Source organism: Bradyrhizobium sp. JR4.1, assembly GCF_040548605.1.
Lineage (GTDB): Bacteria > Pseudomonadota > Alphaproteobacteria > Rhizobiales > Xanthobacteraceae > Bradyrhizobium > Bradyrhizobium canariense.
Map to the genome: position 1 here is coordinate 38,310 of NZ_JBEPRY010000013.1, position 22,058 is coordinate 60,367.

The following is a 22,058-nucleotide window of genomic DNA, read 5'->3' on the forward strand; positions in this document are numbered from 1 at the left end:
CACACTCCTTCGGCGTCAGACAAGATCGTCGCCTGGCAGACACTCCGGGCACGTCTCGCCGATAGAATCCAACACTTCGCAAACTTCAGCCACCGCCTGCTCCGGCGATAAGCCGGTCGGTGGCTCCTGCCTGGCGATGTCCAACGCGTGCTCGCGCGCGTGCGGATCGGCAAGGTCCTTGGCCCAGCCATGCTCCTCGCATTCGTGGATTGCGCCCGCCTCCTGCAGCACATGGATGGCCCAGCCGCGCAGCGTACGGGTCGCCGACCGTCGTTCTGTCGTCATCAGCATCGAGATAGCTCCTGCCGGGACGTATCCTTTGGACCGCCGGCTCGTTCCTGGCGGTTAGCACGGGTCAGGGATTCCGAAATGCAGTGGCTTCGGGTTGTCCACGTGTTCTGCATTCCCGTGCAAAACGCGGTGCCGGCGATCCGCTGACGTCCGCCTCGACGACACCGGCGTGCCCTCCCCACGGCAGCAGAACGCGATGGGGCCGGTTTGAGACGGGTTCAAATTCGACCTTTGCCAGGAATTCAGGAACACACGGCCTTAGACCCCGTTTCCTTTCCATGAGTGAACCCTTACCCGTCGTCATGGAGAATTCGATTCAGATCGCCTGGGATTACCTTGAGCGCACTGGTGACCTCGGCGATCCGACGATTGCGAGCCAGATTCTGCTGGAGTCGGTGGAAACACTGGTTCGTCGCGGAGAGCGTCGCGTCTTGATGCTCTCGAACAAGGCCATCAGCGACTACAAGAAATTCCGTGCCGACCGCCCGTTGGAGTTGGTCACCTGATAGATCCCGATTGTCAGATCTGCTTCGGGCTGGGCTGGGTCTGTGAAAACCACCCGTTCCAGACTTGGGATGATAGGGGCTGTCAATGCGGGGCGGGCATGCCCTGTGAATGTCAGCAAGCAAACGGTCTCGAAGAACCCGATGTCTCGAAGGTCATAACGCAATCACCCACACCGAAAACGCAATGAGCGCCGTGAGGATGATTGCCGCGACTATTAGAAGCTTCATCACTTCGGCTTCTCGGCGCTGATACGCAGCGTGTAAAGCGGGTTCTGAAATTCGTCCACGACCTCCATGCTCCAATCCTCCTGTGGGCGCAGGCTGCCATCGAGGCCTTGCAGAATCTGTCCCGCCGTCACCGTCGCTTCTCGCCAAGCCGCATGCTTGTCCGGCAATTCCTCACCCTCGCGGTCTAGTTCGATGTGGCCATGATGAACGTGGAAATAATACCGTGGCATAGCAGTCCTCACGTGCCGCTTGTGGAGGTCGGAGAGACGGCCCCGGTTGGGGGGCTTTGGGGCAAGTAGACCGGGGCCGCTCCGCCAGCATCGGCGGCGATGCTTGGCAGGTTAACAATTGGCCTGCGAGGCCGGTGGTTCCAAGTGGTTCGACGCAACCGTAGATTCGTGGTCGGCCGCTCGCAGGTATGCGATGCTCGCAATATATTTCGCGTCTCGGAGGGAAGCCGATGCGCCTTGCATTGCCTTATCTGGGGATCGGTCTCTGTGCGTCGCTGGCGGCGTGGCTATCGGTGCTGTTGCTTTACTGACGCGGAAACAGTCGATGCCTTGCGCCAGTATCCACACATAGGTGCCGCTTTCGTGCAGCTCGAGCCAGCCGGGCTCGAGAGCGAACTCGAGGCCGGCACCGACCTCGCTGCTTTTTGCCTTGAGCGTGAACAGGAATGGCGCGTTGATCTTCTCGATATGAATTCGCCCGTCCTGAATCGGCGCGACACCGGTCGCTAACTCCACCAGTTTGCGGACCGCGGCTTTCCTGATTGGCGTAGGGACGGGTCTCAGCGATTTTCAGTAGCAGCTTGATCCCCTTTCGCCCCACGCGCCACGATTCTCAGTGTGCCGTCCGGGAGCGGTCGCTGCAGCTTCAGGGCTTCCTCCGCTGGAGCGGTCATCCAGGTCTCGACCTCTTCGGGCGTCGTCAGGATCACCGGCATCGCTTTCGGGTGGATGGCGCCGACTTCTGCGTTAGGCTCCGTCGTCAGGAAAGCGTAGAGGTCGTTCGTGGTCTCGCCTTCTTTGACCTTCCGGACGGACGTCTAGTTGGTCCAGATGCCGGCGAAGCACGCGAGCGGGCGGGTCTCGTCGAGTGCGAACTAGACGTCGCCGCCCCTCGGCTCATCCGCTCCGCACCAGGCGAGCGCCTGTTCGACGGCGTTGTCTAGTTCGTCGAGCACGTAAACGATCATCAGATATTTTGCTCGCCGCACGGCTCGACGCGTACGTCACTCAAACTAACATAGGTTTGGGGTTGCCGGAATTTCCCGGCAGTCGTCAGATTTTAGTTGGCAGAAGCGAATCATCTTGGCATGCTCCTGTGACCGGGGCTGGCACGTTTATCCGCATCTATTTTCACCCGGGTTCTGAAGCAACGGCAACGCTGCGGCAGGCGTTTCAGTACGCGTTTTTTAAATCAACTTAATGAACTCCTGGGGCCGCCTTTGGGTGGCCTCTTCGTTGGGCGTTCAATTTTGCGGGGCATTGCAATGGCAAAACCAGCCGTTTCCCGTGATGCTTTTCGTGGACTATTCGCTTTTTACTGGGCGAAAGCTCATCACGACCACAAAGCCGAAGCCGAGGAATGCCTTTTGACGTTGTTCGGGTCTGCGGAATACATTCCCGATCGCCTGCTGCAGCAATGGTCTGAAAAAGCGGATCTCCTCGGTCCGGAAACCGTCGGTAGTGTGGTGGAGCCGCGGGCCCGTGAAATCGCGAGCGGCGGCGCGCGGTACGACCATGCGAGTGATTTTCTCCACTCGCTCCTTAGAGACCTCGGGCGCAAAGTGCAGTGATCAGATGCGCCGTTTCCGCGCTCTTACCGCGCTCCTCTGATCAACTTTGACCTCACAGGCAATCTTCTGCCGGCACGCAGCTCGTTAGAGCCGCTGTTTCGCCGGCGGCTGCCGGGTAGGGCCTGGATTGTCGTAGACAGCGGCGGCGGGTGTCGGAACCGTGCCGCCTCGTTCGTCGTGACTCCGTGTCACCGTATCCCGGAGCGTTGCGCACCCGGCCGCTCGCGCGAACTGGAATCGAATTTTGCGTCTCTCGCTCGTCACCTGGTCCCGTCGCGCTCCATACGGCCACCTCGGAGAACGAGAAGATCTCGTTCAATCAACTCAACAACCTCGATCATTCGAATGGCCTAGGGGCTGAGCGGCGTGAGAGCGTTGCGCAGTGGCGCATTGGAAATTTGCATCAAACCCGCAAATGGCTGACCAAGCTCCAAGACCAGGTAGATCGCTCCCGCGGCCGACAGTGCAAAAACGAACAGCGCGCAGAAAACGGTTGTGCTGGGTTTGGCAAACAGGCCGAGGCTTCCAAAGATGATGGTGAGCCAGAAAATCAGCACCACCAGGAACGGCATGGGGATTGAGTTGCTCGTCTGTGCGAACAGCAGCAGGCGGGTTTGCGCAATGTCGGTGGCGATCTGTACGGCCCTGGCCTGCACGGAGCGCTGGGCATCGTTCTGCGGCGAAAGCTGCTGCAGCTTCGTGAAGAATGCCTCGCTTGCGGCGCTCGCCTCGAAAGGGGTCCCCTTGGCCGCCTCGGAACTATTCTCGCGCCACATTCGATCGGCCAAGACAGCGACGCTGCGCCTTAACAGACGGCGTACGTCGTTCGTCTCCGGTCCGTACTGCGCCAGCAGATTGTCCAGCACTACCACGCTGCTCGTCATATGCGTCACTTGAGTGCTCTGCGTGTCGTAGGAGCCCTTCGCCGAGCCAATCAGCAGGCCGAGGACAAGCGCGGCTATCGTCCCGATGAGGCCCGTGCCCAGCCTGACCACATCCTTCTCATCGGTGCTCAGGTGATGCCCAGGAAGGAACATACCGAACAGGGCGCCGCCCGCGATGCATACAAACGTGATGCCCGATAACGCGATTGCATTCATGATTCACCTGTGTGGCGAGGCAGCGGGGTCACTCCGTCCATTTTGCGTTCCCGCAATCGCCGTGCCACGGCATGCCGCGACGTTGCGGTGTCGCCTAGGCCGCCGAAGCAACTGCGGGCCTCTTCGCGAGCAGGGCTCGTCGGTCGTGGATCAAGCCCTCCAGCCGGTGGGCTGCAACGTTCAATGTGGCATCATCCACCGCGCGCTCGTCTCCACCAGCGGATTTGGCGCGCTCCGCTCTTAGAATGCCGTCGATTTCTTCTTCGATATCCGAAAGCTCAGCCTCTGCATCGACTTTCCGAATCCGACGTGCCAGGGCGTAGAGAGAGTCGAGCGGGCCTTCAGGTGCGGGGCTACCGAGCCCCAGGAATTTCCACGCCGCCGCCAGCATAGTGGCGGCGCCGCCCAACACCATCGGCGTCAGATAGATCCAGTTGCCGTATTCATCCATGAAGCTCTGCGTGGTGCTGTTGTAAACAGCGGCCGCACCGGGGTGGAGCGGAAGGTAGGCATCCTGGTCGGTGCTGGGCGCGGTGATCTGCGCGAAAATCGGCTGCTCGCGCAGAAGATTCCTGCGCGCGCTCATGATCGCCTGCGTGAGCCTGGTCACCAGATCAGTGCCGAGCTTCTTTTGCGCAACCAAGTACAACGACGTCCTCAAGGTCGTCAGATCATCTTCCGGCACCGGTGGCGACCCCCGCAGCGTGCCCTTCGGCACGTCGAAGCTTTCGAAGGCGCGTTCTGTCTCTGCAATTGCTCCCGCTGAATTGATCGGGATCAATACCGGGACCTTTTTATGGTCGAGCTGAAAGAATCCGCGAACGAGTGAGAGGTATTTTTCGGCGAGCGGAATCACGACCAGCAGGGCACTGACCTGTTTTGAGTGAATGGCTTGCCGGACGTCCGCCAAAGGAAGATTTTTGAACACAACTTTTGCGTTTGCCAAATCATATTCTTTGGTCAGCACATCGACAATTTTGGCGTTCGCCACCCCACCGACCACGCCGATCGCGCGTCCTTTGAGGTTTTCAATGCTGTCGATGGCCGATCCCGGCGGCGCGATGACCAGTACGACCATATGGCTGACGACGACGACGGCTTGCGCGTGCGACAAATCGCCGACATCGCCGCGAACCACGGCCAGATCGACCTTACCCGCGGAGAACGCGGCAGCGGCCTCAAGCGCTGTGCCGCTGTCGATGACCTTGAGCCGGACCGGCGCGTTCGTCGAAACGAGTTCGCTCGCCATCGCCGACATTGCCTTGGCTGCCTCGCCGTCGATCGACCCGACCGCCACGGTCAGCGTGACCGGGCGAGCGTAGTACCGATAGGCGAGGAGACCTGCGCCTGTCGCAACGATCACTACTCCGACAAGCGCGAAGAAGCGAAGCCAGAGCGGTAATTTCCTCGACATCCTCGCCACTCCAGACACGTCGTCCGATGGACATCGCTGCATCGCCTTGATTGCAGCGGCCGCCGCTCAAACGCACCGCACTATGTATCAGAACTGTCGGCCGATGCCGGCTATGCCCAAGTCGGCGCGAGAATGCGTCGCGAAGGGTATTGCCTCATCTGACCAATTGACGAGCATTGGCGGGGCGGTCTGTGCGGGGCCAATTGTGGCAAGGTCAGCGCGGCGCTGACCGCAGTGACTGCAAGGCGGCTAAGAAGGAGCTTCATTATATCGTCTCCGTTTTTAAGCCTCGAACCGAATGCGTGGAACACTACCGCGGGTTGCGATGGTTAGCTATGCCAAAAACGGCAGAGGTTTGATCGGATGTTGCGTCCGAGATTGGTGTTCACTGTGTGACAACGCGGAGACGCCCGATGACGAAGGACCAAATCACTCGTCTGAGACTGTGAAATCGAGGCGGCGATGAGGTGGGGATGGAAGATATCAGCGAGTAGCGGACGGACCTGGCCCTCCGTCGTGCCGTACGAAAATTCCTGGAAAATCGACATCATGACAGACGGGCCGGAGCGTCAAGTCGTTTGATCAGCCCCTTTCGACCCCTCGCACCATTTGGAATTTTGCGGAGGGGCCACATGGACGTGGAGGCGCATAATAGCAATGGCTGACGCTTGCGTTCGGTGCTAGGGTGATACTCGTTGAGGTAGCCGAGGTTTTTCGGCCCCTCGCGGCGATCTCGTCCTGATGATGCGGCTGTACTGGCCGAGCGAAAACGATCCCTTGATCATCGACAATTCTTGGAAGCTTCCGCCGGCGAAGAAGATGAGTTGAGGGGCTGCAAACAGCTCGAATTGATCTCAAGCCATTTGCGGCGAACAGTGACCAAATAGGCCTCGCGCGACCAGGCTGAACAATGGTTGGATGGGCTTGGCCATGCGAGCGATGCGAGCGGTAAGGACGGCGAGAAGGACGAGATCATGGGTAGATCGCTTGGACCGATGATGCTGGCCATCGCTGTTCTTTTCAGCCCGGTTGCGCAGGCGCAGCCGCTTGCGGGGGCCCACAATCCGCAGGAGGTGCTGGCCGCGCAGATACGTCTGCAGGGGTTCGCATGCGACAAGCCGCTTGGGGCGGTGAGGGACAAAAAGCGCTCCAGGCCGGACTACGCCGTCTGGACACTGAATTGCGGCAACGGGACGTACCGGATCGGACGCGCCCCCGATATGGCCGCGAAGGTCGAATCTGTTCGATGAGGGCAGGTTCTTCGGGGCACATTACTGCCTTGGCACTGGTGAGTGGGAGATTTCAGATGCCTCTCTCGATTTCGCTGATAGTTCTGAGCTCGCAATTGGTCGTCGCCGCGGCTGATACCGTCCCTAAATTTGACATCGGGGGTAGCTGCAAGGCCACTGCCAGTGCGACGGCTGGCATGTCCGAGGACCAGCCGCTCAAGCGGTGCATAAGCGACGAGCAGGACGCGCAGCGCCAGCTCGAAAGCCAGTGGTCAACATTTACCAGCTCGAGCCGAGTAAGCTGCGCCGGGATGGAAAACAGCACGCGAAGCTACGTCAGCTTGCTGACCTGCCTGCAGTTCGCCAACCAAGCCAAGTAGCTGAACCGCCCTGGTCGATGCCAAAGGCTCAGCGGCGAAAGCGCCTGGCGAAGCGGTGCGCTTGAGATCTGCATCAGGCCTGCGAATGGCTGCCCGAGCTCCAGGACAAGGTAGATCGCTCCGGCGGCCGACGGCGCGAAGGCGACGAGCAAGGCCGGCGACGGTTGCGCCGGGCTGGGCAAACAGGCCAAAGCTCACGCAGATCATGGTCAGCCAGAAAATTAGCCCGACCATGAAGGGAATGGAAGGATTGTCGTTTTCCGTGAACATCAACAGCGCAGTAGCCGCTGGATGGATTGCCGGTCCCGCGAGAACGCGATGGCCGCTGCGTCGGAGCATCGGCCAGGAGGGCGCGCCGGCGAGGCTGTTGCTCTTTCGTCGCAGTTTTCACCTTTTTTCTGGCAAATCAATCGTGAGCGAATTTTACATAGCAGTCCTGCTTTCTCCAGGGCTACAGTATCGCCGAGTTGTATTCGGAGGCGACACATCCTGCGGGGGACGGCTATGAAGGCGAGAATTGCACTGGCCTCGGCTAATGGTGCGCGGCCAATCACAGCACATCGACGCAGAGTTATTTCTGCAGCCCTCCTGACGTCCACTCTGCTGCTTTCCGCCCCGTCTGCCTTCGCCGACGAAAACGGCATCAGTTTCTGGATCCCCGGCCTCTTCGGAAGCCTCGCGGCCACGCCTCAGCAGCCGGGTTGGTCACTCGCAAATATCTACTATCACAGCTCCGTATCCGCCGGCGCCGACGTCGCGCGGGCGCGCGAATTCACGCTCGGCAGAGTTCCCGCCAACCTCAACGTAAACGCGAATCTGAATTTGCATCTCAACGCCACCGGCGATCTTGGCCTTGTGCTCCCGAGCTATGTGTTTGCAACGCCGGTGCTCGGCGGCCAGGCCTCGGTGTCCCTCCTGGCAGCCTATGGCGTCGTCGGCACCAGCCTGGCGGGGACCTTGTCCGGCGTTCTCACGACGCCCTTCGGCAATGTTCCCTTCGCGCGGTCCGACACCATCAGCGACACCACGTGGGGCTTCGGGGATCTGGCGCCGCAATTCGCATTGCGCTGGAACGCCGGTGTCCACAACTACATGACCTATATCACCGGCGACATCCCAGTTGGCGCCTACCAATCCGATCGTTTGTCGAACCTCGGCATCGGACACGGCGCGATCGACGTCGGCGGCGGCTACACCTATTTCAATCCGCAGACCGGTCACGAATTCTCCGGCGTGCTCGGCTTCACCTACAATTTCAAAAACACTGCCACGCAGTATCAAAGCGGCGTCGACATGCATTTCGACTGGGGTGCATCGCAATTCCTGTCGAAGCAGGTCATGGTCGGTCTCGTCGGCTATGTCTACAAGGGGCTGGGCTGTGACAGCGGTTCTGGTGACCGTGTCGGCTGCTTCCAGTCCCAGGTGGTTGGTATCGGACCCCAGATCGGTTTCCTTTTCCCGGTCGGCGACATGCAGGGCTATCTCAATCTGAAAGCTTACGGAGAGTTCGCTGCGGAAAATCGGCCGTCAGGCTGGAATACCTGGGTCACTTTCTCTATCTCGCCGCCTGCGCCTGGAGCGCCTCCGACAACAAAACCCGTCGTCAGAAAATACTAGGAACATGCAATTGGCCCTTGCGAAGCGGCGGCATCCCTCCACGAGGTCCGCTCGTGGAGGCATGGCGGACCAGATTTTCTCACGTTGAGTTTTTCGCGTTTTGACCCAACTCGGACGTCGAACTTGTCTGCGATTTTGCCTGCGCAGTCGGGAAATACCGCGCCGGTGCGTGGCATCCAGCGCGGTACATGTTTAGCTGGCTTTTTGCACCGCCGGGGGCTTCCACGAGCCGTTCAGGATCGAAGGCGACTCATCCTTCGGCCAGTACATCCTCAGCATCGGGATGAACTCGCCCTTCGGAGCCGGAAGCCAGTTCGCCTCCTTGTCCTTACCCGGCGATTCATTCTGGAAGTAAAGCGTCAGCGAACCATCGGCGTTGAACTTTGGATTGTCGCGCAGGCTGACGGTAAATTTGTTCAGCGGGTTGGGAACGAACCACCAGCCCTGGTCGATCATGTACATGGTGATCGACCAGAAGCCGTTGACCGGCGGCGTCGCGTCCTTGGCGAAGGTCAAGGTGTACTTGTTTGCGCCCGTCAGCTTCTGTCCGGTCGAATCAGTCTCGGTATAGGGATAGACGGCATCCCGCTGCTGGTTGGCGGGCCAGCCGAATGCCGCCACCACAGCGCGCTTCATGTAGCTGTCGGGGCCGTAGGTACCTAGCCCCTTTGTCACCACCCAGCCGTTCATGATCTCGCCCAAGGCTGCCTTGTTGTCTTCAATTTTTTTCAGGGCTGATTGAGGAATGTCCTTCAATGCAGCCTGCACAGCAGGATCGAGCCTGCTCATCTCAAACGGCTTGCCGGGTACGATGCCGATCTTCGCCATGCTCGCGAGGATGGGGCCATCTCCCGCCGCTGGCGGTGCATCCCCACCCATTAGCTTCGCCATGAGATCGAAATATCCCTCCGTTCCCATAGCTATGATGAGCGGTTGCGGCTTGTCGGTCATGCTGAACCCGGGATTCGGATTCACCGGCGGCGCGACAGGTGTATAGGGCTTGCCCCACGAAGAAAGCGGCGTGATCTTGTACTGTGCCTGCAACCCGTTGACTGCCTTGTAATCCTGTTCGGTGCCATCAGCATAAGTTCGGCCCAAAATAACCATGTAGCGCGTTGCCATGGGAAACTGCGTCATGCCTGCCGGTACCTCGCCCTTCCAGCCAGGCCCGGTGAACAGGTAGTTGGCGGGCTTGCCGTCAGCCGTGCGTCTGCTCGGCGATGACTCGGAATCCGACATCCAAAGGTCGGTCAGCTCGAACAAATAGAAGCGATTGCCCATCTCTGGGTGACTGAACACCTGCGGTTCAGTGAGGTCGAGCCAACCCAGAGAATAAAGTGTGTCCGCATTTGGCGCCGAAACGCCACGATAATCGGCCGGCGGATAGCGCGGAACGTTGATGAACTGTCCGGTCGGCGCCGTAAGCCCTTCAACCTTTGGCACATTGCTCATCTGAACCTGGGTGACATAGGTCGTGATGAGCGAATAGCCGTAGATATATGCGCTCTCGGCGATCTGCCGCGCTTCCTCAGGAGTGACTGCTTGCGCGTGTGCAGGCAGGGGCATTCCGTTGAGGACCGTGAATGCCAAGCTGGCCGCAGCCGCGCCGTTTACGAATGATCGTCGGGTCGATTTCATGGCGAACTCCTCACTTTGGTTCAAAGGGGAGACAAGCGCTCGTCGAACCTAAGGAAAATTCAGCGGCTCAACACGACGCCCGGTTGACCTTAATCTTTGAAGCGTACCATTAATTGCACTCTAAAGCCAAGCGTGCCGTGATCGCTGTTGGTCCGACTCCGCGTATTCCGAAATCCAGAGGGTCCGGATTGTCCATCTCCGTAGGCCTGTGTAGAACCCTATGGGGCAGGCGCCGGGTCTTCCTTCACGCCGCGGGCCACGATCCGCAGCGCCCCGTCCGGAAGCGGCCGCTGCAGCTTCAGCGCCTCGTCGGCCGGCGCGGTCATCCAGGTCTCGACCTCGTCGGGCGTCGTCAGGATCACCGGCATCGCCTTCGGGTGGATGGCGCCCACCTCGGCGTTCGGCTCGGTCGTCAGGAATGCGTAGAGGTCGTTGGTGGTCTCGCCTTCCTTGACCTTGCGCACCGACGTCCAGTTGGTCCAGATGCCGGCGAAGCAAGCGAGCGGCCGGGTCTCGTCGAGCGCGAACCAGATGTCGCCGCCTTCGAGCTTGTTGAACTCGCTGAACGAGTTGAACGGCACCACGCAGCGGTTCTCGACGCCGAGCCATCGCGTCCAGTGCTTGGACTTCACGTTGCGGATGTTGGTGGTGCCGCCGTCAGGCTCCATCCGGAGCAATTCCTTGAAATCGACCGTCTTCCCCTTGGCCTGCAGCTTCTCCGCGCGCTTCTTGGTCGCATCCATCAGCGCCTTGGACGACGACGGCATGCCCCATCGCGCGGTCGCGAGCTCGCGGCCCTCGGCGCCCGTCCGGACGATCGGCGCCCTGTAATCCGGAAACACGCCGGGCATCGGCGCGAGGTTGCCCACGTACCGGTTGACCACACGGAAAAGCGCGCCGATGGCGGCCTGATTGGTGGTCATCGAGTACAGATTGCACACGTGGTCAGGTCTCCGGATCCGCATGGCGCGCCCGCTGCGCCAGCTGCAGCAGCGTGGCAGGCGGCCTGCGGCCGGCCTTAGCACACTTGCTGCAGCGGAGACGGCTTGCCAGGTCGTGGACGAAGGTGGTTGGCGGATGGCGCAGCGCGGCCATATGGACGTCTCGCCGTGTCTTGCAACGGGAGCACTCGATCTCAAGCCAAGGATAGCCGCCGTTGATGGCTTGGTCGATCGTCGGCGACGGGTCCATGGGGGCGCCGTCCGACCACATGAGTTCGTTCCAGCTTTCCGCGAGCAGTTTATCCGCCGCCCGGATCAGGGCCTCGCCCTTGGCCCGGGCCTCGACGGACTGCGCGGCCAGGATCGTCGTCATGGCGCGGGCTTTGCCGAGCTCCTTGGCAAGGGCCTTGCGGTCGCCTCCGGAGAGAGGCGTCGGGTGGTACTTGGGGGCCATGGCTGTCCCGCCGCCGGCTATGCGCCATCGAACGACGGCCAGCAGCCGTCTTCCTCATGCCGACCGGTCCGCTGCGAACACGTGTTGCCCAGCAGCCGCTGCCCGACGTCCCTCCAGACCGCGTCCGGACCGTAGAGCCGAACGGCATCGACCTTCTGGATCTCGACGGTCCGGCCGCAGCGGCGGCAGCCGACCCTCAGAATATGCTCAGGAATCCGGCTCAGCCGCAGCGTTCGTCCGGAGGCGCAGCGAGGCGGGCTCGCGGCGGCACGAGGGTCTTCCAGAACAGCCTGCCAGTATTCCGGCGGCAGGGCGTCTGCCGGTCCTACGGCCCGCGTGGGCGAGGTTTCTCGTACCATTGCGGGAGAGGAGCCGAGCTTTTCCATCTGCCGTCTGGTGGGCATGCGCCAGCTTGCGGGGTGATCAGTCATGCCCTAATAGAACATATCAAGAACAAAATTGTCGAGTCTCGAAAACGTCGGGTCTGGAGCCTTTGATATCTGAGGTCGCGTAGCGGGTGTGTGGCGCCTTCGAGAGCCGGCGCTGCGGATTAGGCGTGACAGTGCGGCGCTGATAACGTCGCGGAAGCGATTGGAACTGGCTTTTTGCGGAATCGGGAAGGCACGGGATGGAAATATCTGACGACGATAGAGCCGAGATCGAGGAGGCCCGACGAGAGGCAGCTCCCACGCGACGGCCGACCGTCCCTGCACTCGAGGAGATACTTTTCGAGCCAATGCCCGTGCTCGACCACGGTTTCATTCGCGTGGTGGACTACATGGGCGACGACTCGTCGGTCGTCCAGGCTGCCCGCGTTTCCTATGGACGCGGAACGCGCAAGGTATCCGAAGACAGTGCGCTGATCAGGTACCTGCTGCGTCACCGACACACTACGCCCTTCGAGATGGCGGAGATCAAGCTACACGTGAAGCTTCCGATCTTCGTCGCGCGTCAGTGGATCCGGCACAGGACTGCGAGCGTCAACGAGTATTCGGCCCGCTATTCAATCCTCGACAAGGAGTTCTACGTCCCGGCGAAGGAGCATCTTGCCGCCCAATCTTCCTCGAATCGGCAAGGGCGCGGCGAAACGCTCGACGACGAAAGAGCCGCCGAGGTGCTGGAGATTCTTCGCGGCGACGCGGAGATGGTCTACCGGCACTATCTGCAGATGCTCGGCGAAGGCACCGACGCGGTACCGACCGCCAGTCCAGGGCTCGCCCGCGAACTTGCGCGGGTGAATCTGTCGCTGAATTTCTATACGCAGTGGTACTGGAAGGTCGATCTGCATAATTTCATGAACTTCCTGCGTCTTCGAGCGGACGCGCACGCGCAGTACGAGATCCGCGTCTATGCGGACCGGATGCTGGACGTGATGAAGAAGTGGGTGCCTCTATCCCACGCCGCGTTCGAGGAGTTCGATCTGAAGTCGGCGAACCTGTCGGCGACCGCCCTGACGGTCGTCCGCAGGATGATCGGGGGAGAAAAGGTCGATCAGCAGACGAGCGGCCTGCCCAAACGCGAGTGGGACGATCTCATGCGGCTGCTGGATCGCTGACGCTCAGGCCCGGGTGATCTGCGAGAACACGGCTTTCGCGAGCAAAGGCGGGACGGCGTTGCCGACCTGCTGCTGCTGGAGCCCGATCGTGCCGACGAACTCGTACCAGTCTGGGAACGACTGGAGTCGCGCCGCCTCTCTCACCGATAGGCCGCGATCCTGCGTCGGGTGGATCAGCATATTCTTGCGGAAATTGCCTATCACGACCGATGGCTCATCCCCGTTCAGACGATGATAGATGCCGGTGTGACATCTCGTGGGGTCCGAATAATTTCTCATCAGGTGGCGCGGAATGTCCGACCAATTTCCCCCCTGAGGGATGTATTTGTAACGGGATACGACAAATTTGGAGTTGTCGCTGACCAGATTGTTCGAGCATTGCGCGCGCCCCCCTCTCATCTTCTTGGCGTAAGTGCTTCTGGCCGCGCTTCTGTAGGCGAGCGTACATTCCTCCGCGCCGTTTTCCAGCGCTGGTAGATCTTCGATTGCCTCGTTAACGGAGGTGAGCCTGATCTGCCGTGAAGTTGGTAGACTCGGTGCCGGACCGTTGCGGGATCCGATGATGAAGAACCGCTTACGGTGCTGAGGGACGCCGAAGTCGGCGGCGTCCAGGACTCCGGATGCCAAGCTGAAGCCCAGGGTTCGGAGCTTTCGCTCTATTTCCAGCACGTAGGGTCGGCTTCCCTTTTCAAGAATGCCGGGCACGTTCTCGAACACGACCCAATCCGGTTCCTCCGCCTGCACGAATTTCAGGAATTCACGGAAGAGGAAGTTGCGTACGTTTTGAGGACCGCGGTTTCGCTGGTTCGAGGTCGAAAACGCTTGGCACGGAGGGCCGCCGAAGATGACAAGTTCTTCCTTGCGTCGCCGGTAGTTTCCGATCCCGTTGATGTGCTGGAGGTCTCCCTGGATCGCCAGGCAGTCGGGATGATTCCTTGCGATCGTGCGCGCGGCGGCATGATGCAATTCGATCGCCAGCTTAACGTCTATGCCGGCCCATCGTGCGCCCAACGACATGCCCCCGGCACCCGAAAAGAGATCAAGCCCAAGCATTCCCGCTATCCCTTGAGAGCGTCAAACAGCGGAATTTCGAGCCGGGTGACGTAGCAGAAGTCACAAGGACTCGAATAGGCCGGAGTATTGTACGTCATCGCGGGCGCGTAGCAGAGTTGGACTTCCCTCTGCTTCATGGCGAGGACGGCCGCGCCGATCGTCGACAGCTTGGTGTTCATCGGGGCGATGATGGTGTTTTTGCCGGGAAAAAGGCCAACCTGCCGCGAGAGAGCCTGCTCGGTCTCGATCGGATCGACGCTCGAGAACTCGAACTTGAGGAAGTTCGGATACAGGACCGAAAGGCTTCGCAGGCTCTCCGTGTTGCGCGGCAAATGTGCCTTTCCGGAGTCGGTCGCGTCTCGCCCGCTTCCGAGCGATACGATGTCGGGCTCGCATGAATCGATAAGCATGCGGGCTCGTTCGACCTCGAAACCAACTAGTACGATCAGGTGCAGATCACGCGCCGGGACCATCAGACCGGGGAAACCCAGCACCGAACGTATCTCTCGAAGTCCTCGGCTGAGCCATTTGTCGGCGGCATTCGAACCGAGCGCGTAGTCCGCAGCGGGCGTGTAGGCGATATGGATGGCGTCGCCTTCTCGGAGGCAGGATGCCAAGAGGCGGAGAAGGATCAACAGGCCTTCGTGCGTGAACGTCGTCGAGTCGATGACGACAGTCTTGGCTTCTCCATCGATGATGGCCGCGAGTGCCTCGTGAAGATGATCAAGTCCAAGCATCGGATCGCTCTGCCGTAACGCGACGAGTCGCGACTTCCCGCCGAAATGCTTCAGGATGGCGACCCGGTTTTCGCGCACAGAATCTTCGAAATCGTCGTTGAAGCAGATGAGCGGGACGGCCACCTGATCCGGTGCGATGCTGAGCGGTGCGCACGTCGACCGTCTTTCGTAGCTCGCGCAGCATACGAACAGGTCGATCTTCGACGGCAATTCGCCGGAAAGCCCGTTTAGAAGAACCTTCGCCGGAACGGACATCATACCTCCCCGAAAAGGTTGCCTTGAGGAGGATCGATCACGTCGCCCAACGTCCCCGACCGAAGACTGTTCGTGAAGCGCTTGGGCTCCATGATCATCATCCGTGCCGTGTCATTGGTGATGAACTTGTAGCCTGCGAACGACGACGGATCGAGATTGAAGACTGGCGCAATCCGGCGGCTCAGGATGTATAGGTCGGTCCTGCCACCCCCTTCCTTTTTGCCGATTGAGCTCTTGTGGAAGTAGTTGTACTCGGCGCCGAGGTTGAACACCGCGCGGACTTCGTCGTCGGGACCGTTGCTGAAGGCAACCGAGAATACGCGTCTTTCCGCATCGTCGGAGACCAATATGTGCTGAAACAGACTACCGAGACTGTCGATCAGGTTGCGAAGCTTCCACGCTTTGTCACGGTGATCCGCCCCTCGCGTCTCGTCCTGCGAAATTCGCTCGAACTCCGAGGTCAGGAATCGGTTGGCTTCGCTGCGGACGATCTTATTCTGGATGTGGGGGGCGATGGACGAAACGGGCCTGCCGTCGTTCGCCGCCGACTGTTCGCCCCACATTAACGCGGCCGGCTCCAGGAAATAGCGTACGACGCCGGACGATACGTGAACGAGTTGACTGAACCCTGCATAGCTGTAGGTCGATGAGGCTTTCCGGGTGCCGCCAAGACCTTTTATGAAATCCGGACGGGCATAACGGTACGCGTCGTCCCGCGCCCGATTTCCGCGCCCTTCCGTCGGGAACGCTTCTTTCAGCTTCGCGGCGATTGCCTCTATTTCGTGCTCCTGCTCGCGATCGGGTGGGAAGAATTCGTCCGGTTTGGCGGCGATGTCAGCCTTCTGTAGCCGCCTGAGAACGATATCGTGGACGCGTTTTGCGTACCGATCCCGATCGGAAGTGTAGACGTTCGAGATTTCTACTTCTGCGAAATCGTGTGGCATCTCGATCTGCTGGCCCGAGACGGTCCGGTAGGTTTTGTAGCGTAGCTGCGTCGATACCTTCAGGCTCAGTTCGGCGACCCCTCGGCTAGAGATCCACGTATTGAGGATGCGCGTCTGCTCCTCGCTCAGATTGTCCGCGTCGTCGATTAGCAGGAAGGTCGGAGCCTTGGGCATGAAGGAAAGCGAACGCAACGCGAGAGTGAACGGCTTGAGGAAATCGAGGAAGCCAAGCAACGCGCCCTCGTACGTGAAATTTCTGCCTAGCGAGAGCCGTTGGATGAACTGCGAGACTTCCGCGTGCAAGTCTTCCATCACCTCGGTCGCGGCCTGACGCACCCGATCAAACGGCGCGTCGGCGTCGATCGTCGGGAGTTCGCCGCGCCAGCCGCCCCGTCGGAGAAGTCTCATGAAGTCGCCGCCGACGAAGCCGGCGAAGGATTTGGCCGCCGCCGCGTCCGCGTGGGCGGAGATCCTCTGCAGCGACGCGAGCATCTTGATCGCGAAGCTCACTGTCATCAGGTGCTCGTTCAGCGCGAGGCTCCCGTGACGTTCCTTCTCAAGCCTGAGAAGTTCGGTCAGCCTCAGTTCGGTTTCCTTGATGGGGATGTAGAAGGAAAAGAACTCGAGCTCACCCAACGCGCGCTTCTTCGCGATGACCTGGCAGTCCGGCTCCAGATACCGGAATATCATGCTTTTTCCGGAACCGCGGGCGCCATGAAGGAAGGTATGGCCTGTCCGAAGTACCTGATGGAAATCGGCGAAATCCTCGACGAACAGCGAGATCACGTCGTCTGCGGCGATGTGCTCGGGTGACTGAACGGCGAACGGGTTCTTGGTCAGGTCGCTAGACATGGGCCTGCTCCAGTTCGCTCTTCAATGCTAGACCGTTCAGGCGACCGACGTTTTTCCAGCGCTTCAAATCATCACATATTTCGTAGATGTCCTGGCCGCTGGAATCGGGGTACCCGGTTTCGGCTAATTTGTAGGCGATCGTTTCCTCGACCTTGTAACCGGCTTCGTTGGTGACCGCGATGTTCACGGAAACGGCCGTAAGATCGATGACAGATCGCATGAAACGCGAACAGTACATGCGTTCGCAATGGCACTTCATCGTCCGCTTAAAGATTTCGTCGAGCAGGTACACGTTGGTAGTCGCGCCCACCGACCCTTTCGTAAAAGTTCGCGTCGCCTTGCTGACCGGCATCACGAACTGCATTCGGACTTCCCGGGAAAGGCCGTCGATGGAGATGTTCTGCAAGGCGAGCGCATATTCGTGGAATATCTCGCTTCCGCCGAGCTGGCCGAGTTGGGCGGTATAGCGCGCTGCGCGTTCCGAGTCCTCCGCGAGTTCGTCCGCGAATTTAAGGATCGCGGCCAGAAGTTGAGGTCTCACCGTGGTCTGGGCGATATCATACGTGCGCGGCAAGTCGCTGAGTTTGTCCTTACGATCGCCTCCATGGGCCTGGGCTATGTCATAGATCAGGCGGTACTCAATATTGTCGGGCGGAAGCGTCGTGCGGTTCCGCTCCATAATCTGCCAGGACATCTCTTCGTGCTTGTCTCGGCCGAAGATGTTGCCGACGTCGTGAAATTGCGCTGCGCAAAGCAGGACGTATGCTTCGTAGGCGGATATCAGACCTTCGCCGGCGGACAACAACTCGGAAATCCGCGATATCAGTTTTCGTATGTGATCTGGACCGTGATCGGTCAGATACCCGCCGTCCACCCGGTTCGCGGTTGCCGTGACTTCCTTGTGCAATGGCAGGAGATTCGATGCCAACGCCGCGTAGTTATCCTGGTAGGCGAAACTCCGCACCGGAAGTTCCCCCACGGGCTGCGCGAGCAGCCAATCGGCCAATGTTTTACCGCCTAAATTCATCACAGGACCCCGTGCGCCCGGTTTCTATGATAATCGGACGCGAAATACCACGCCGCTGCAATCTTTCGTCGGGCTTAGGTATTCCCGGCTTTTCGCGACAAGGCGGCTCCGTGAGGCGGCCATGGTCGCCGCGAGGGATGTCTGGATCGCGGTAAAGACGTCGGCGGCGACACGCCGCCCTATTTCTTCCCATCCTGGTGCCGCTCGAGCCACTCGACGGCGGCCTGCTCCATCACCGCCGAGGCAGTCGTGTCCCGCAGCGCGGCCGCCGACTTGACCCTCTTGATGATCTCGGGATCCAGCGAGGTGAGAAGCTGCTTCTTGGGACCGCCGGTCGGCGGCTTCCGTCCCGGTCTCCCGGCTTTCTTCTTTTCCGCCATCGGTCCCGTCGCCCATATGCTGTTGGATCGGGGGAAAATTCCACGGTAGGCGGAACGCGGCAAGCCCTCGGGCCTCCACGCGGCCGATTTCCACATCGATCGACGACCTCGATAACCTGAAACGCCCCCAAAAGTCCCGAAAGATCGTGATCCTCATAGACCTATTTGAAATAGGTCTATCTTTTCAATAGAATCTATTGACTCGATGCGGCAGCCTCGGTCATAGAACAAAGCAAGAACATTTGTTGTGTAGGCGTGAGGTGTTGGTATGGCGGGCGTGCTGCAGCGTGACGATTGGCGGGACGATCTGGCGTCGATCCTTCCGGACTTCTTCGCCAGGCCGGGCCGCGCCCCGTGCGTGCCGGAGTGCGGCCCGGGCTGGGCCGGCGTCGTCGACCGCTGCTGCGTCCGGATCGCCGCCGCGCTCGAGCCGCGCGAGTCTTTCCGCTTCGAGAGCATCGAGCAGAGCCATGGCGCGCTGCGCATCAGGTGGGGCGGCCGGCTCTCGGCCGCCAGCGAGGCGGCGGTCCGCGCCGCGGTCGATCTCGCCGAGGCGCGCTCCGTCTGCGTCTGCGAGACCTGCGGCGCGCGGGGCCGGCTGTACCGGGCCGACGACGTCCTCGCGGCCCGCTGCGCCGACCACGCCGAGGGCGCGCCCGCGATGACGCCCGAGATGGAAAACGTGCACCTGACGCAGGTGACGGTGCGCGGCCGGCTCCGCGTGGTGGTCGCGGCCCGCTACGACTACGACACCGACAGCTTCGTCCGGATCGACGACGCCGAGGCGCTCGAGCGCAGGGAGGCGTGACGATGGCCCTGCGGTGCGATTCCGGCTGGCGGGCGACGCTCGTGAAATCCTATCCCGATCTTTTCCACGCGGAGAACGATCCGCTCGCCGCGGAAGGCTGGCCGGCCGTGGAGGACGGCTGGCGCGATCTGCTCGAGCGCGCCTGCAAGCGCATCCGGGCGGCGGTCCGCGCCGACGGCGGGCCGTTCCGCGCGACGCAGGTGAAGGAAAAATACGGCTCGCTCCGCTTCTACTGGTCGGGCCGCCTCTCGCCGACGGCCACGGCTCTGATCGAGGAGGCGATCGAGCTCGCCGAGGCGCGCAGCGCGACGACCTGCGAGATCTGCGGCGAACCCGGGCGCCTCTTCGGCGGCGGCTGGCTCACGACCCGCTGCGCCGTCCATGCGGAAGACCGCCCCGCCGTTCCGGTCGATGAAGGATTCGAAAATCTCTACGTCGATCACCGCCGGGTCGGCGGCCGCTGGCTGCCGCGCTACCGATTCTACGACCGCGACACGGACCGCTTCGTCGAGGCGGGGCGGCCCCGCAGAAAGGGCAAGTGATGGCGAAATTCCGCTGCGGCGCCTGCGGGCGCAAGGGCGAGTGCGAGTACGACGGCGACCGTCACGGCTGTCCGCTGTGCGGTTCGGCGGACCTCGTGTTGGCGCTGGCGATCGAGGAGGTGCCGGACGAGGTGCTCGCCGCGTTCGCTTCGCTCGGATCCGACGACGAGGGACGGGACGGGGACTGAGGTTCACGATTGCGAGGTGGCGTAGATGACGAAGAATCTGAAAAAAAAGCCGAAGAAGCCGAGGAGCGGACGCCGCCCGGCGGTGCGGACGGGGTTCAAGAGACTGTCCGACCTCCACGTGGACGACTCGCTCGGGCCCGAGGACGTCGAATCCGAAGGACCTGAAACCGCAGGACCGGAAACCGAAGCCGCGCCGGCGCGGCCCGAGACGGCCCGGAAACCGCGCGGGACCGCCACCGCCATCGTCGTCGGCGCGGCCTTCGAGGCGGCGACGACGCCGGCCGTCCGCCGCCGCCTCGCGCACGTCCAGGCGCTCGCCGCGATCGTGATCGTCCCCGGCCCCGCCTGGGTCGCGCCCGTGGCGGCCTACGTCGCCTCCGAATTCGGCTCGCGCTGGTGCTTCCACACGCGCGACGGCACGGACCGCAGGCGCGACGACGCCGGCACGGTGGAGGCGGCCCGCGACCTGTCGCGGGGCATGTGCGTGATGGGCGTGAGCCACGACGAAAAGCTGCTGCCCGCCTCGTTGCGGAGCGCGGCGGACATCGTGGTCAGCGTCGCCCCGCCGGACGGCGCCGTGCTGCGCAAGGCCATCGCGCGCTTCGCGCGGCGATCGCCCGGCGAGCTCGAACCCGGGATCGCGGCCGGCCTCGACCTGCCCGAGATCGTCGCCGCGTTCAGGCCGGGCAAGGGCGCGAAGGACGTCGTCCGGCGTCTCGAAGCCGCGCGCCGCTCGCACGTCGGGACGGCGCAGCGCGTCCCGGCGCTCTCCACCGCGGTGGAATACGGAGCGGCTCAGCGATTCGGACTCGACCTGGCGCGCGACCTGGAGGATTTCCGGAATAACCGAATTTCTTGGCGGGACATCGACCGGGGCATCTGCCTGCACTCAATCCCAGGTTGTGGCAAATCATGGTTTCCCGCAGTGCTGTCGCAAGGATGCGGCGGCATTCCGCTGGTCACGACGTCCGCCGGCTCGTGGTTCGCGAACGGTCCGGGGTATCTTGATACCGTCGTGAAGGAAGCGCGCAAGTCGCACGCGATGGCGGTCGCCATGGCCGCGCCGATCGCGATCTGGCATATCGACGAGGTCGACGCCGCAATACCGGAACGTGCAAACATGTCGAATCGCGCGCAAGAGTGGTGGAACGTCGTCGTTTCGGATATTCTGAATATCGTCGATTCCGCACTGGCGGCGAAGGACGCGCATCTCCTGGTGGTCGGCACCTGCAACGATATCAGCCGCGTCGACCGCGCGCTTCTCCGGCCGGGGCGGTTGGAGAAGGTCGTCCGGATCGATCCTCCCGATGCCGCCGGCATCGTCAACATCCTGCGTTTCCATCTCGACGACGAACTCGCGGGCGAGGACCTCGCCGCGGCCGGCGCGGTGATGGAGGGGGCGACCCCGGCCGAGATCATGTACATGGTGCGGACGGCGCGGCGCGCCGCCAGGCACGCCGCCCGCGGCCTCGCCGTGGCCGACCTGATCGCCGCGGCGATGCCGGCGGAGACGCATCCGCCGGCGCGCCTGTTCAGGATGGCGCTCCACGAATCGGCGCACGCGGTGATCCTGCTCGCGCTGGCGGCGGGCACCGTGCAGGGCGTCTTCCTCAGGAGCGCCGGCGACGCCGGCGGCCGCACGTCCGTGCTCTATTCCGACGAGGACCTGACCACCCGGCAGACCATCGAGGACCGCGTCACCGTGGCGCTGGCGGCGCGGGCCGCCGAGCGGCTGTTCACGGGCTCGGTCTCGAGCGGCGGGGGCGGGGCCGCGGACAGCGACATCGGCTTTTCGACGGTCCAGATCGCCTCGCTCCACGCGAGCTTCGGGATGCGCGGGGCGCCGCTCTACCTCGGCGCCGGCGAGGAGGAGCTGCTGCGCGCCGTCGCCTTCGACCCGGACCTGCGCGAGGCGGTCGGCCGCGACCTGCGCCGGCTTCAGCTCAGGGCGGACCGGCTGGTGGCCGCCAACAGCGACGCCATCCTCGCGGTCGCGGAGCGGCTGGCCGAGAGGCGCCATCTGACCGGCGCCGAGGTCGAAGGACTCGTCCGCGGCCGGCTCGCCCGGCCCGAATGCGGCCGCCGCAAGAAGACGAATCCTTGAGAAGGAGAAGGAGG

At 61.8% G+C, this 22,058-nt stretch carries 24 protein-coding genes and 1 pseudogene; 10 read left to right on the forward strand and 15 right to left on the reverse strand.

Features of this window, described 5'->3' with window-relative positions; all coding sequences use genetic code 11:
- Positions 1–15: 15 nt before the first annotated feature.
- Positions 16–291, reverse strand: coding sequence for a hypothetical protein (locus ABIB90_RS23805; protein ID WP_354201473.1), 276 nt, complete (start codon positions 289–291; stop codon positions 16–18).
- A gap of 302 nt (positions 292–593) precedes the next feature.
- Between ABIB90_RS23805 and ABIB90_RS23810 the strand changes: the two genes are divergently transcribed.
- A complete protein-coding gene (locus ABIB90_RS23810; protein WP_354102104.1) occupies positions 594–797 on the forward strand; it encodes a hypothetical protein in 204 nt (67 codons plus the stop codon).
- A gap of 227 nt (positions 798–1,024) precedes the next feature.
- On the opposite strand, the gene ABIB90_RS23815 is transcribed toward ABIB90_RS23810, so the two are convergent.
- From ABIB90_RS23815 to ABIB90_RS23825, 3 genes and pseudogenes are all read right to left on the reverse strand, one after another.
- The gene (locus tag ABIB90_RS23815; protein WP_354102103.1) at positions 1,025–1,255 is read right to left on the reverse strand and encodes a DUF6894 family protein; all 231 of its coding nucleotides are present in this window, start codon (positions 1,253–1,255) and stop codon (positions 1,025–1,027) included.
- A gap of 111 nt (positions 1,256–1,366) precedes the next feature.
- Entirely contained in the window at positions 1,367–1,771 is a 405-nt protein-coding gene (locus tag ABIB90_RS23820; RefSeq protein ID WP_354201474.1) for a hypothetical protein, read from the reverse strand.
- Positions 1,772–1,815: 44 nt separating this feature from the next.
- Positions 1,816–2,130: pseudogene (locus ABIB90_RS23825) on the reverse strand (SOS response-associated peptidase family protein); the annotation flags it as partial.
- Between the two features lie 390 nt (positions 2,131–2,520).
- Between ABIB90_RS23825 and ABIB90_RS23830 the strand changes: the two are divergent.
- Positions 2,521–2,826: a hypothetical protein gene (locus ABIB90_RS23830; protein WP_354201475.1), complete on the forward strand. Its 306-nt coding sequence runs from the start codon at positions 2,521–2,523 to the stop codon at positions 2,824–2,826.
- A 350-nt stretch (positions 2,827–3,176) separates the two neighbouring features.
- On the opposite strand, the gene ABIB90_RS23835 is transcribed toward ABIB90_RS23830, so the two are convergent.
- Together ABIB90_RS23835 and ABIB90_RS23840 are read right to left on the reverse strand one after the other, a co-directional pair.
- Complete coding sequence (locus tag ABIB90_RS23835) at positions 3,177–3,926, reverse strand: bestrophin-like domain (RefSeq protein WP_354201476.1); 750 nt, start codon at positions 3,924–3,926, stop codon at positions 3,177–3,179.
- Between the two features lie 94 nt (positions 3,927–4,020).
- The gene (locus ABIB90_RS23840; protein ID WP_354201477.1) at positions 4,021–5,340 is read right to left on the reverse strand and encodes a TAXI family TRAP transporter solute-binding subunit; all 1,320 of its coding nucleotides are present in this window, start codon (positions 5,338–5,340) and stop codon (positions 4,021–4,023) included.
- A gap of 914 nt (positions 5,341–6,254) precedes the next feature.
- On the opposite strand from ABIB90_RS23840, the gene ABIB90_RS23845 reads away from it, so the two are divergent.
- The 3 genes from ABIB90_RS23845 to ABIB90_RS23855 all read left to right on the forward strand — a co-directional run bounded on the left by ABIB90_RS23845 (position 6,255) and on the right by ABIB90_RS23855 (position 8,566).
- Positions 6,255–6,590, forward strand: coding sequence for a hypothetical protein (locus tag ABIB90_RS23845; protein WP_354201478.1), 336 nt, complete (start codon positions 6,255–6,257; stop codon positions 6,588–6,590).
- 56 nt (positions 6,591–6,646) lie between these two features.
- Positions 6,647–6,949: a hypothetical protein gene (locus tag ABIB90_RS23850; protein ID WP_354201479.1), complete on the forward strand. Its 303-nt coding sequence runs from the start codon at positions 6,647–6,649 to the stop codon at positions 6,947–6,949.
- 504 nt (positions 6,950–7,453) lie between these two features.
- Entirely contained in the window at positions 7,454–8,566 is a 1,113-nt protein-coding gene (locus ABIB90_RS23855; protein WP_354201556.1) for a SphA family protein, read from the forward strand.
- Between the two features lie 192 nt (positions 8,567–8,758).
- Here the strand turns inward: ABIB90_RS23855 and ABIB90_RS23860 are convergent, their stop codons facing one another.
- The 4 genes from ABIB90_RS23860 to ABIB90_RS23875 all read right to left on the reverse strand — a co-directional run bounded on the left by ABIB90_RS23860 (position 8,759) and on the right by ABIB90_RS23875 (position 12,030).
- On the reverse strand, positions 8,759–10,204 hold the full coding sequence (locus ABIB90_RS23860; RefSeq protein WP_354201480.1) for a DUF1254 domain-containing protein: 1,446 nt from the start codon (positions 10,202–10,204) through the stop codon (positions 8,759–8,761).
- Between the two features lie 218 nt (positions 10,205–10,422).
- The gene (locus ABIB90_RS23865) at positions 10,423–11,145 is read right to left on the reverse strand and encodes an SOS response-associated peptidase (protein WP_354201481.1); all 723 of its coding nucleotides are present in this window, start codon (positions 11,143–11,145) and stop codon (positions 10,423–10,425) included.
- A 4-nt stretch (positions 11,146–11,149) separates the two neighbouring features.
- Positions 11,150–11,599 carry a hypothetical protein gene (locus ABIB90_RS23870; RefSeq protein WP_354201482.1) on the reverse strand — a complete coding sequence of 150 codons (450 nt, stop codon included), beginning with the start codon at positions 11,597–11,599 and terminating at the stop codon, positions 11,150–11,152.
- Positions 11,600–11,616: 17 nt separating this feature from the next.
- Positions 11,617–12,030, reverse strand: a complete 414-nt coding sequence (locus ABIB90_RS23875) for a hypothetical protein (protein ID WP_354201483.1) — start codon at positions 12,028–12,030, stop codon at positions 11,617–11,619.
- Positions 12,031–12,335: 305 nt separating this feature from the next.
- On the opposite strand from ABIB90_RS23875, the gene thyX reads away from it, so the two are divergent.
- On the forward strand, positions 12,336–13,154 hold the full coding sequence (gene thyX, locus ABIB90_RS23880) for an FAD-dependent thymidylate synthase (protein WP_354201484.1): 819 nt from the start codon (positions 12,336–12,338) through the stop codon (positions 13,152–13,154).
- Between the two features lie 3 nt (positions 13,155–13,157).
- Here thyX and ABIB90_RS23885 read toward each other — a convergent pair whose 3' ends face one another.
- The 5 genes from ABIB90_RS23885 to ABIB90_RS23905 form a co-directional block, all read right to left on the reverse strand.
- A complete protein-coding gene (locus ABIB90_RS23885; RefSeq protein ID WP_354201485.1) occupies positions 13,158–14,207 on the reverse strand; it encodes a DNA cytosine methyltransferase in 1,050 nt (349 codons plus the stop codon).
- Between the two features lie 5 nt (positions 14,208–14,212).
- Entirely contained in the window at positions 14,213–15,067 is an 855-nt protein-coding gene (locus ABIB90_RS23890; RefSeq protein WP_354201486.1) for a hypothetical protein, read from the reverse strand.
- A gap of 131 nt (positions 15,068–15,198) precedes the next feature.
- Positions 15,199–16,995, reverse strand: a complete 1,797-nt coding sequence (locus ABIB90_RS23895) for an ORC-CDC6 family AAA ATPase (protein ID WP_354201487.1) — start codon at positions 16,993–16,995, stop codon at positions 15,199–15,201.
- On the reverse strand, positions 16,988–18,001 hold the full coding sequence (locus ABIB90_RS23900; RefSeq protein WP_354201488.1) for an HD domain-containing protein: 1,014 nt from the start codon (positions 17,999–18,001) through the stop codon (positions 16,988–16,990). The genes ABIB90_RS23895 and ABIB90_RS23900 overlap by 8 nt, the downstream gene beginning before the upstream one ends.
- A 200-nt stretch (positions 18,002–18,201) precedes the next feature.
- Positions 18,202–18,402 (reverse strand): hypothetical protein, encoded by a 201-nt coding sequence (locus tag ABIB90_RS23905; RefSeq protein WP_354201489.1) that lies wholly within the window; start codon positions 18,400–18,402, stop codon positions 18,202–18,204.
- A 268-nt stretch (positions 18,403–18,670) separates the two neighbouring features.
- Here ABIB90_RS23905 and ABIB90_RS23910 point away from each other — a divergent pair, with 268 nt between their 5' ends.
- From ABIB90_RS23910 to ABIB90_RS23925, 4 genes are read left to right on the forward strand one after another with little or no spacing between them, the layout of a single operon-like run.
- Positions 18,671–19,210: a hypothetical protein gene (locus ABIB90_RS23910; RefSeq protein WP_354201490.1), complete on the forward strand. Its 540-nt coding sequence runs from the start codon at positions 18,671–18,673 to the stop codon at positions 19,208–19,210.
- A 2-nt stretch (positions 19,211–19,212) separates the two neighbouring features.
- Entirely contained in the window at positions 19,213–19,752 is a 540-nt protein-coding gene (locus tag ABIB90_RS23915) for a hypothetical protein (protein WP_354201557.1), read from the forward strand.
- Positions 19,752–19,940, forward strand: coding sequence for a hypothetical protein (locus tag ABIB90_RS23920; protein ID WP_354201491.1), 189 nt, complete (start codon positions 19,752–19,754; stop codon positions 19,938–19,940). The genes ABIB90_RS23915 and ABIB90_RS23920 overlap by 1 nt, the downstream gene beginning before the upstream one ends.
- A 25-nt stretch (positions 19,941–19,965) precedes the next feature.
- Complete coding sequence (locus ABIB90_RS23925; RefSeq protein WP_354201492.1) at positions 19,966–22,044, forward strand: AAA family ATPase; 2,079 nt, start codon at positions 19,966–19,968, stop codon at positions 22,042–22,044.
- Positions 22,045–22,058 lie beyond the last annotated feature (14 nt).

Excerpts from the sequence above, each read along its gene's own strand:
- ABIB90_RS23905 (WP_354201489.1), bottom strand. The coding sequence starts at position 18,402 with ATGGCGGAAAAGAAGAAAGCCGGGAGACCGGGACGGAAGCCGCCGACC.
- ABIB90_RS23910 (WP_354201490.1), top strand. The coding sequence starts at position 18,671 with ATGGCGGGCGTGCTGCAGCGTGACGATTGGCGGGACGATCTGGCGTCG.
- thyX (WP_354201484.1), top strand. The coding sequence starts at position 12,336 with ATGCCCGTGCTCGACCACGGTTTCATTCGCGTGGTGGACTACATGGGC.
- ABIB90_RS23915 (WP_354201557.1), top strand. The coding sequence starts at position 19,213 with ATGGCCCTGCGGTGCGATTCCGGCTGGCGGGCGACGCTCGTGAAATCC.
- ABIB90_RS23920 (WP_354201491.1), top strand. The coding sequence starts at position 19,752 with ATGGCGAAATTCCGCTGCGGCGCCTGCGGGCGCAAGGGCGAGTGCGAG.
- ABIB90_RS23925 (WP_354201492.1), top strand. The coding sequence starts at position 19,966 with ATGACGAAGAATCTGAAAAAAAAGCCGAAGAAGCCGAGGAGCGGACGC.
- ABIB90_RS23830 (WP_354201475.1), top strand. The coding sequence starts at position 2,521 with ATGGCAAAACCAGCCGTTTCCCGTGATGCTTTTCGTGGACTATTCGCT.
- ABIB90_RS23815 (WP_354102103.1), bottom strand. The coding sequence starts at position 1,255 with ATGCCACGGTATTATTTCCACGTTCATCATGGCCACATCGAACTAGAC.
- ABIB90_RS23875 (WP_354201483.1), bottom strand. The coding sequence starts at position 12,030 with ATGACTGATCACCCCGCAAGCTGGCGCATGCCCACCAGACGGCAGATG.
- ABIB90_RS23810 (WP_354102104.1), top strand. The coding sequence starts at position 594 with ATGGAGAATTCGATTCAGATCGCCTGGGATTACCTTGAGCGCACTGGT.
- ABIB90_RS23860 (WP_354201480.1), bottom strand. The coding sequence starts at position 10,204 with ATGAAATCGACCCGACGATCATTCGTAAACGGCGCGGCTGCGGCCAGC.
- ABIB90_RS23885 (WP_354201485.1), bottom strand. The coding sequence starts at position 14,207 with ATGCTTGGGCTTGATCTCTTTTCGGGTGCCGGGGGCATGTCGTTGGGC.
- ABIB90_RS23835 (WP_354201476.1), bottom strand. The coding sequence starts at position 3,926 with ATGAATGCAATCGCGTTATCGGGCATCACGTTTGTATGCATCGCGGGC.
- ABIB90_RS23850 (WP_354201479.1), top strand. The coding sequence starts at position 6,647 with ATGCCTCTCTCGATTTCGCTGATAGTTCTGAGCTCGCAATTGGTCGTC.
- ABIB90_RS23870 (WP_354201482.1), bottom strand. The coding sequence starts at position 11,599 with ATGGCCCCCAAGTACCACCCGACGCCTCTCTCCGGAGGCGACCGCAAG.
- ABIB90_RS23895 (WP_354201487.1), bottom strand. The coding sequence starts at position 16,995 with ATGTCTAGCGACCTGACCAAGAACCCGTTCGCCGTTCAGTCACCCGAG.
- ABIB90_RS23805 (WP_354201473.1), bottom strand. The coding sequence starts at position 291 with ATGCTGATGACGACAGAACGACGGTCGGCGACCCGTACGCTGCGCGGC.
- ABIB90_RS23840 (WP_354201477.1), bottom strand. The coding sequence starts at position 5,340 with ATGTCGAGGAAATTACCGCTCTGGCTTCGCTTCTTCGCGCTTGTCGGA.
- ABIB90_RS23855 (WP_354201556.1), top strand. The coding sequence starts at position 7,454 with ATGAAGGCGAGAATTGCACTGGCCTCGGCTAATGGTGCGCGGCCAATC.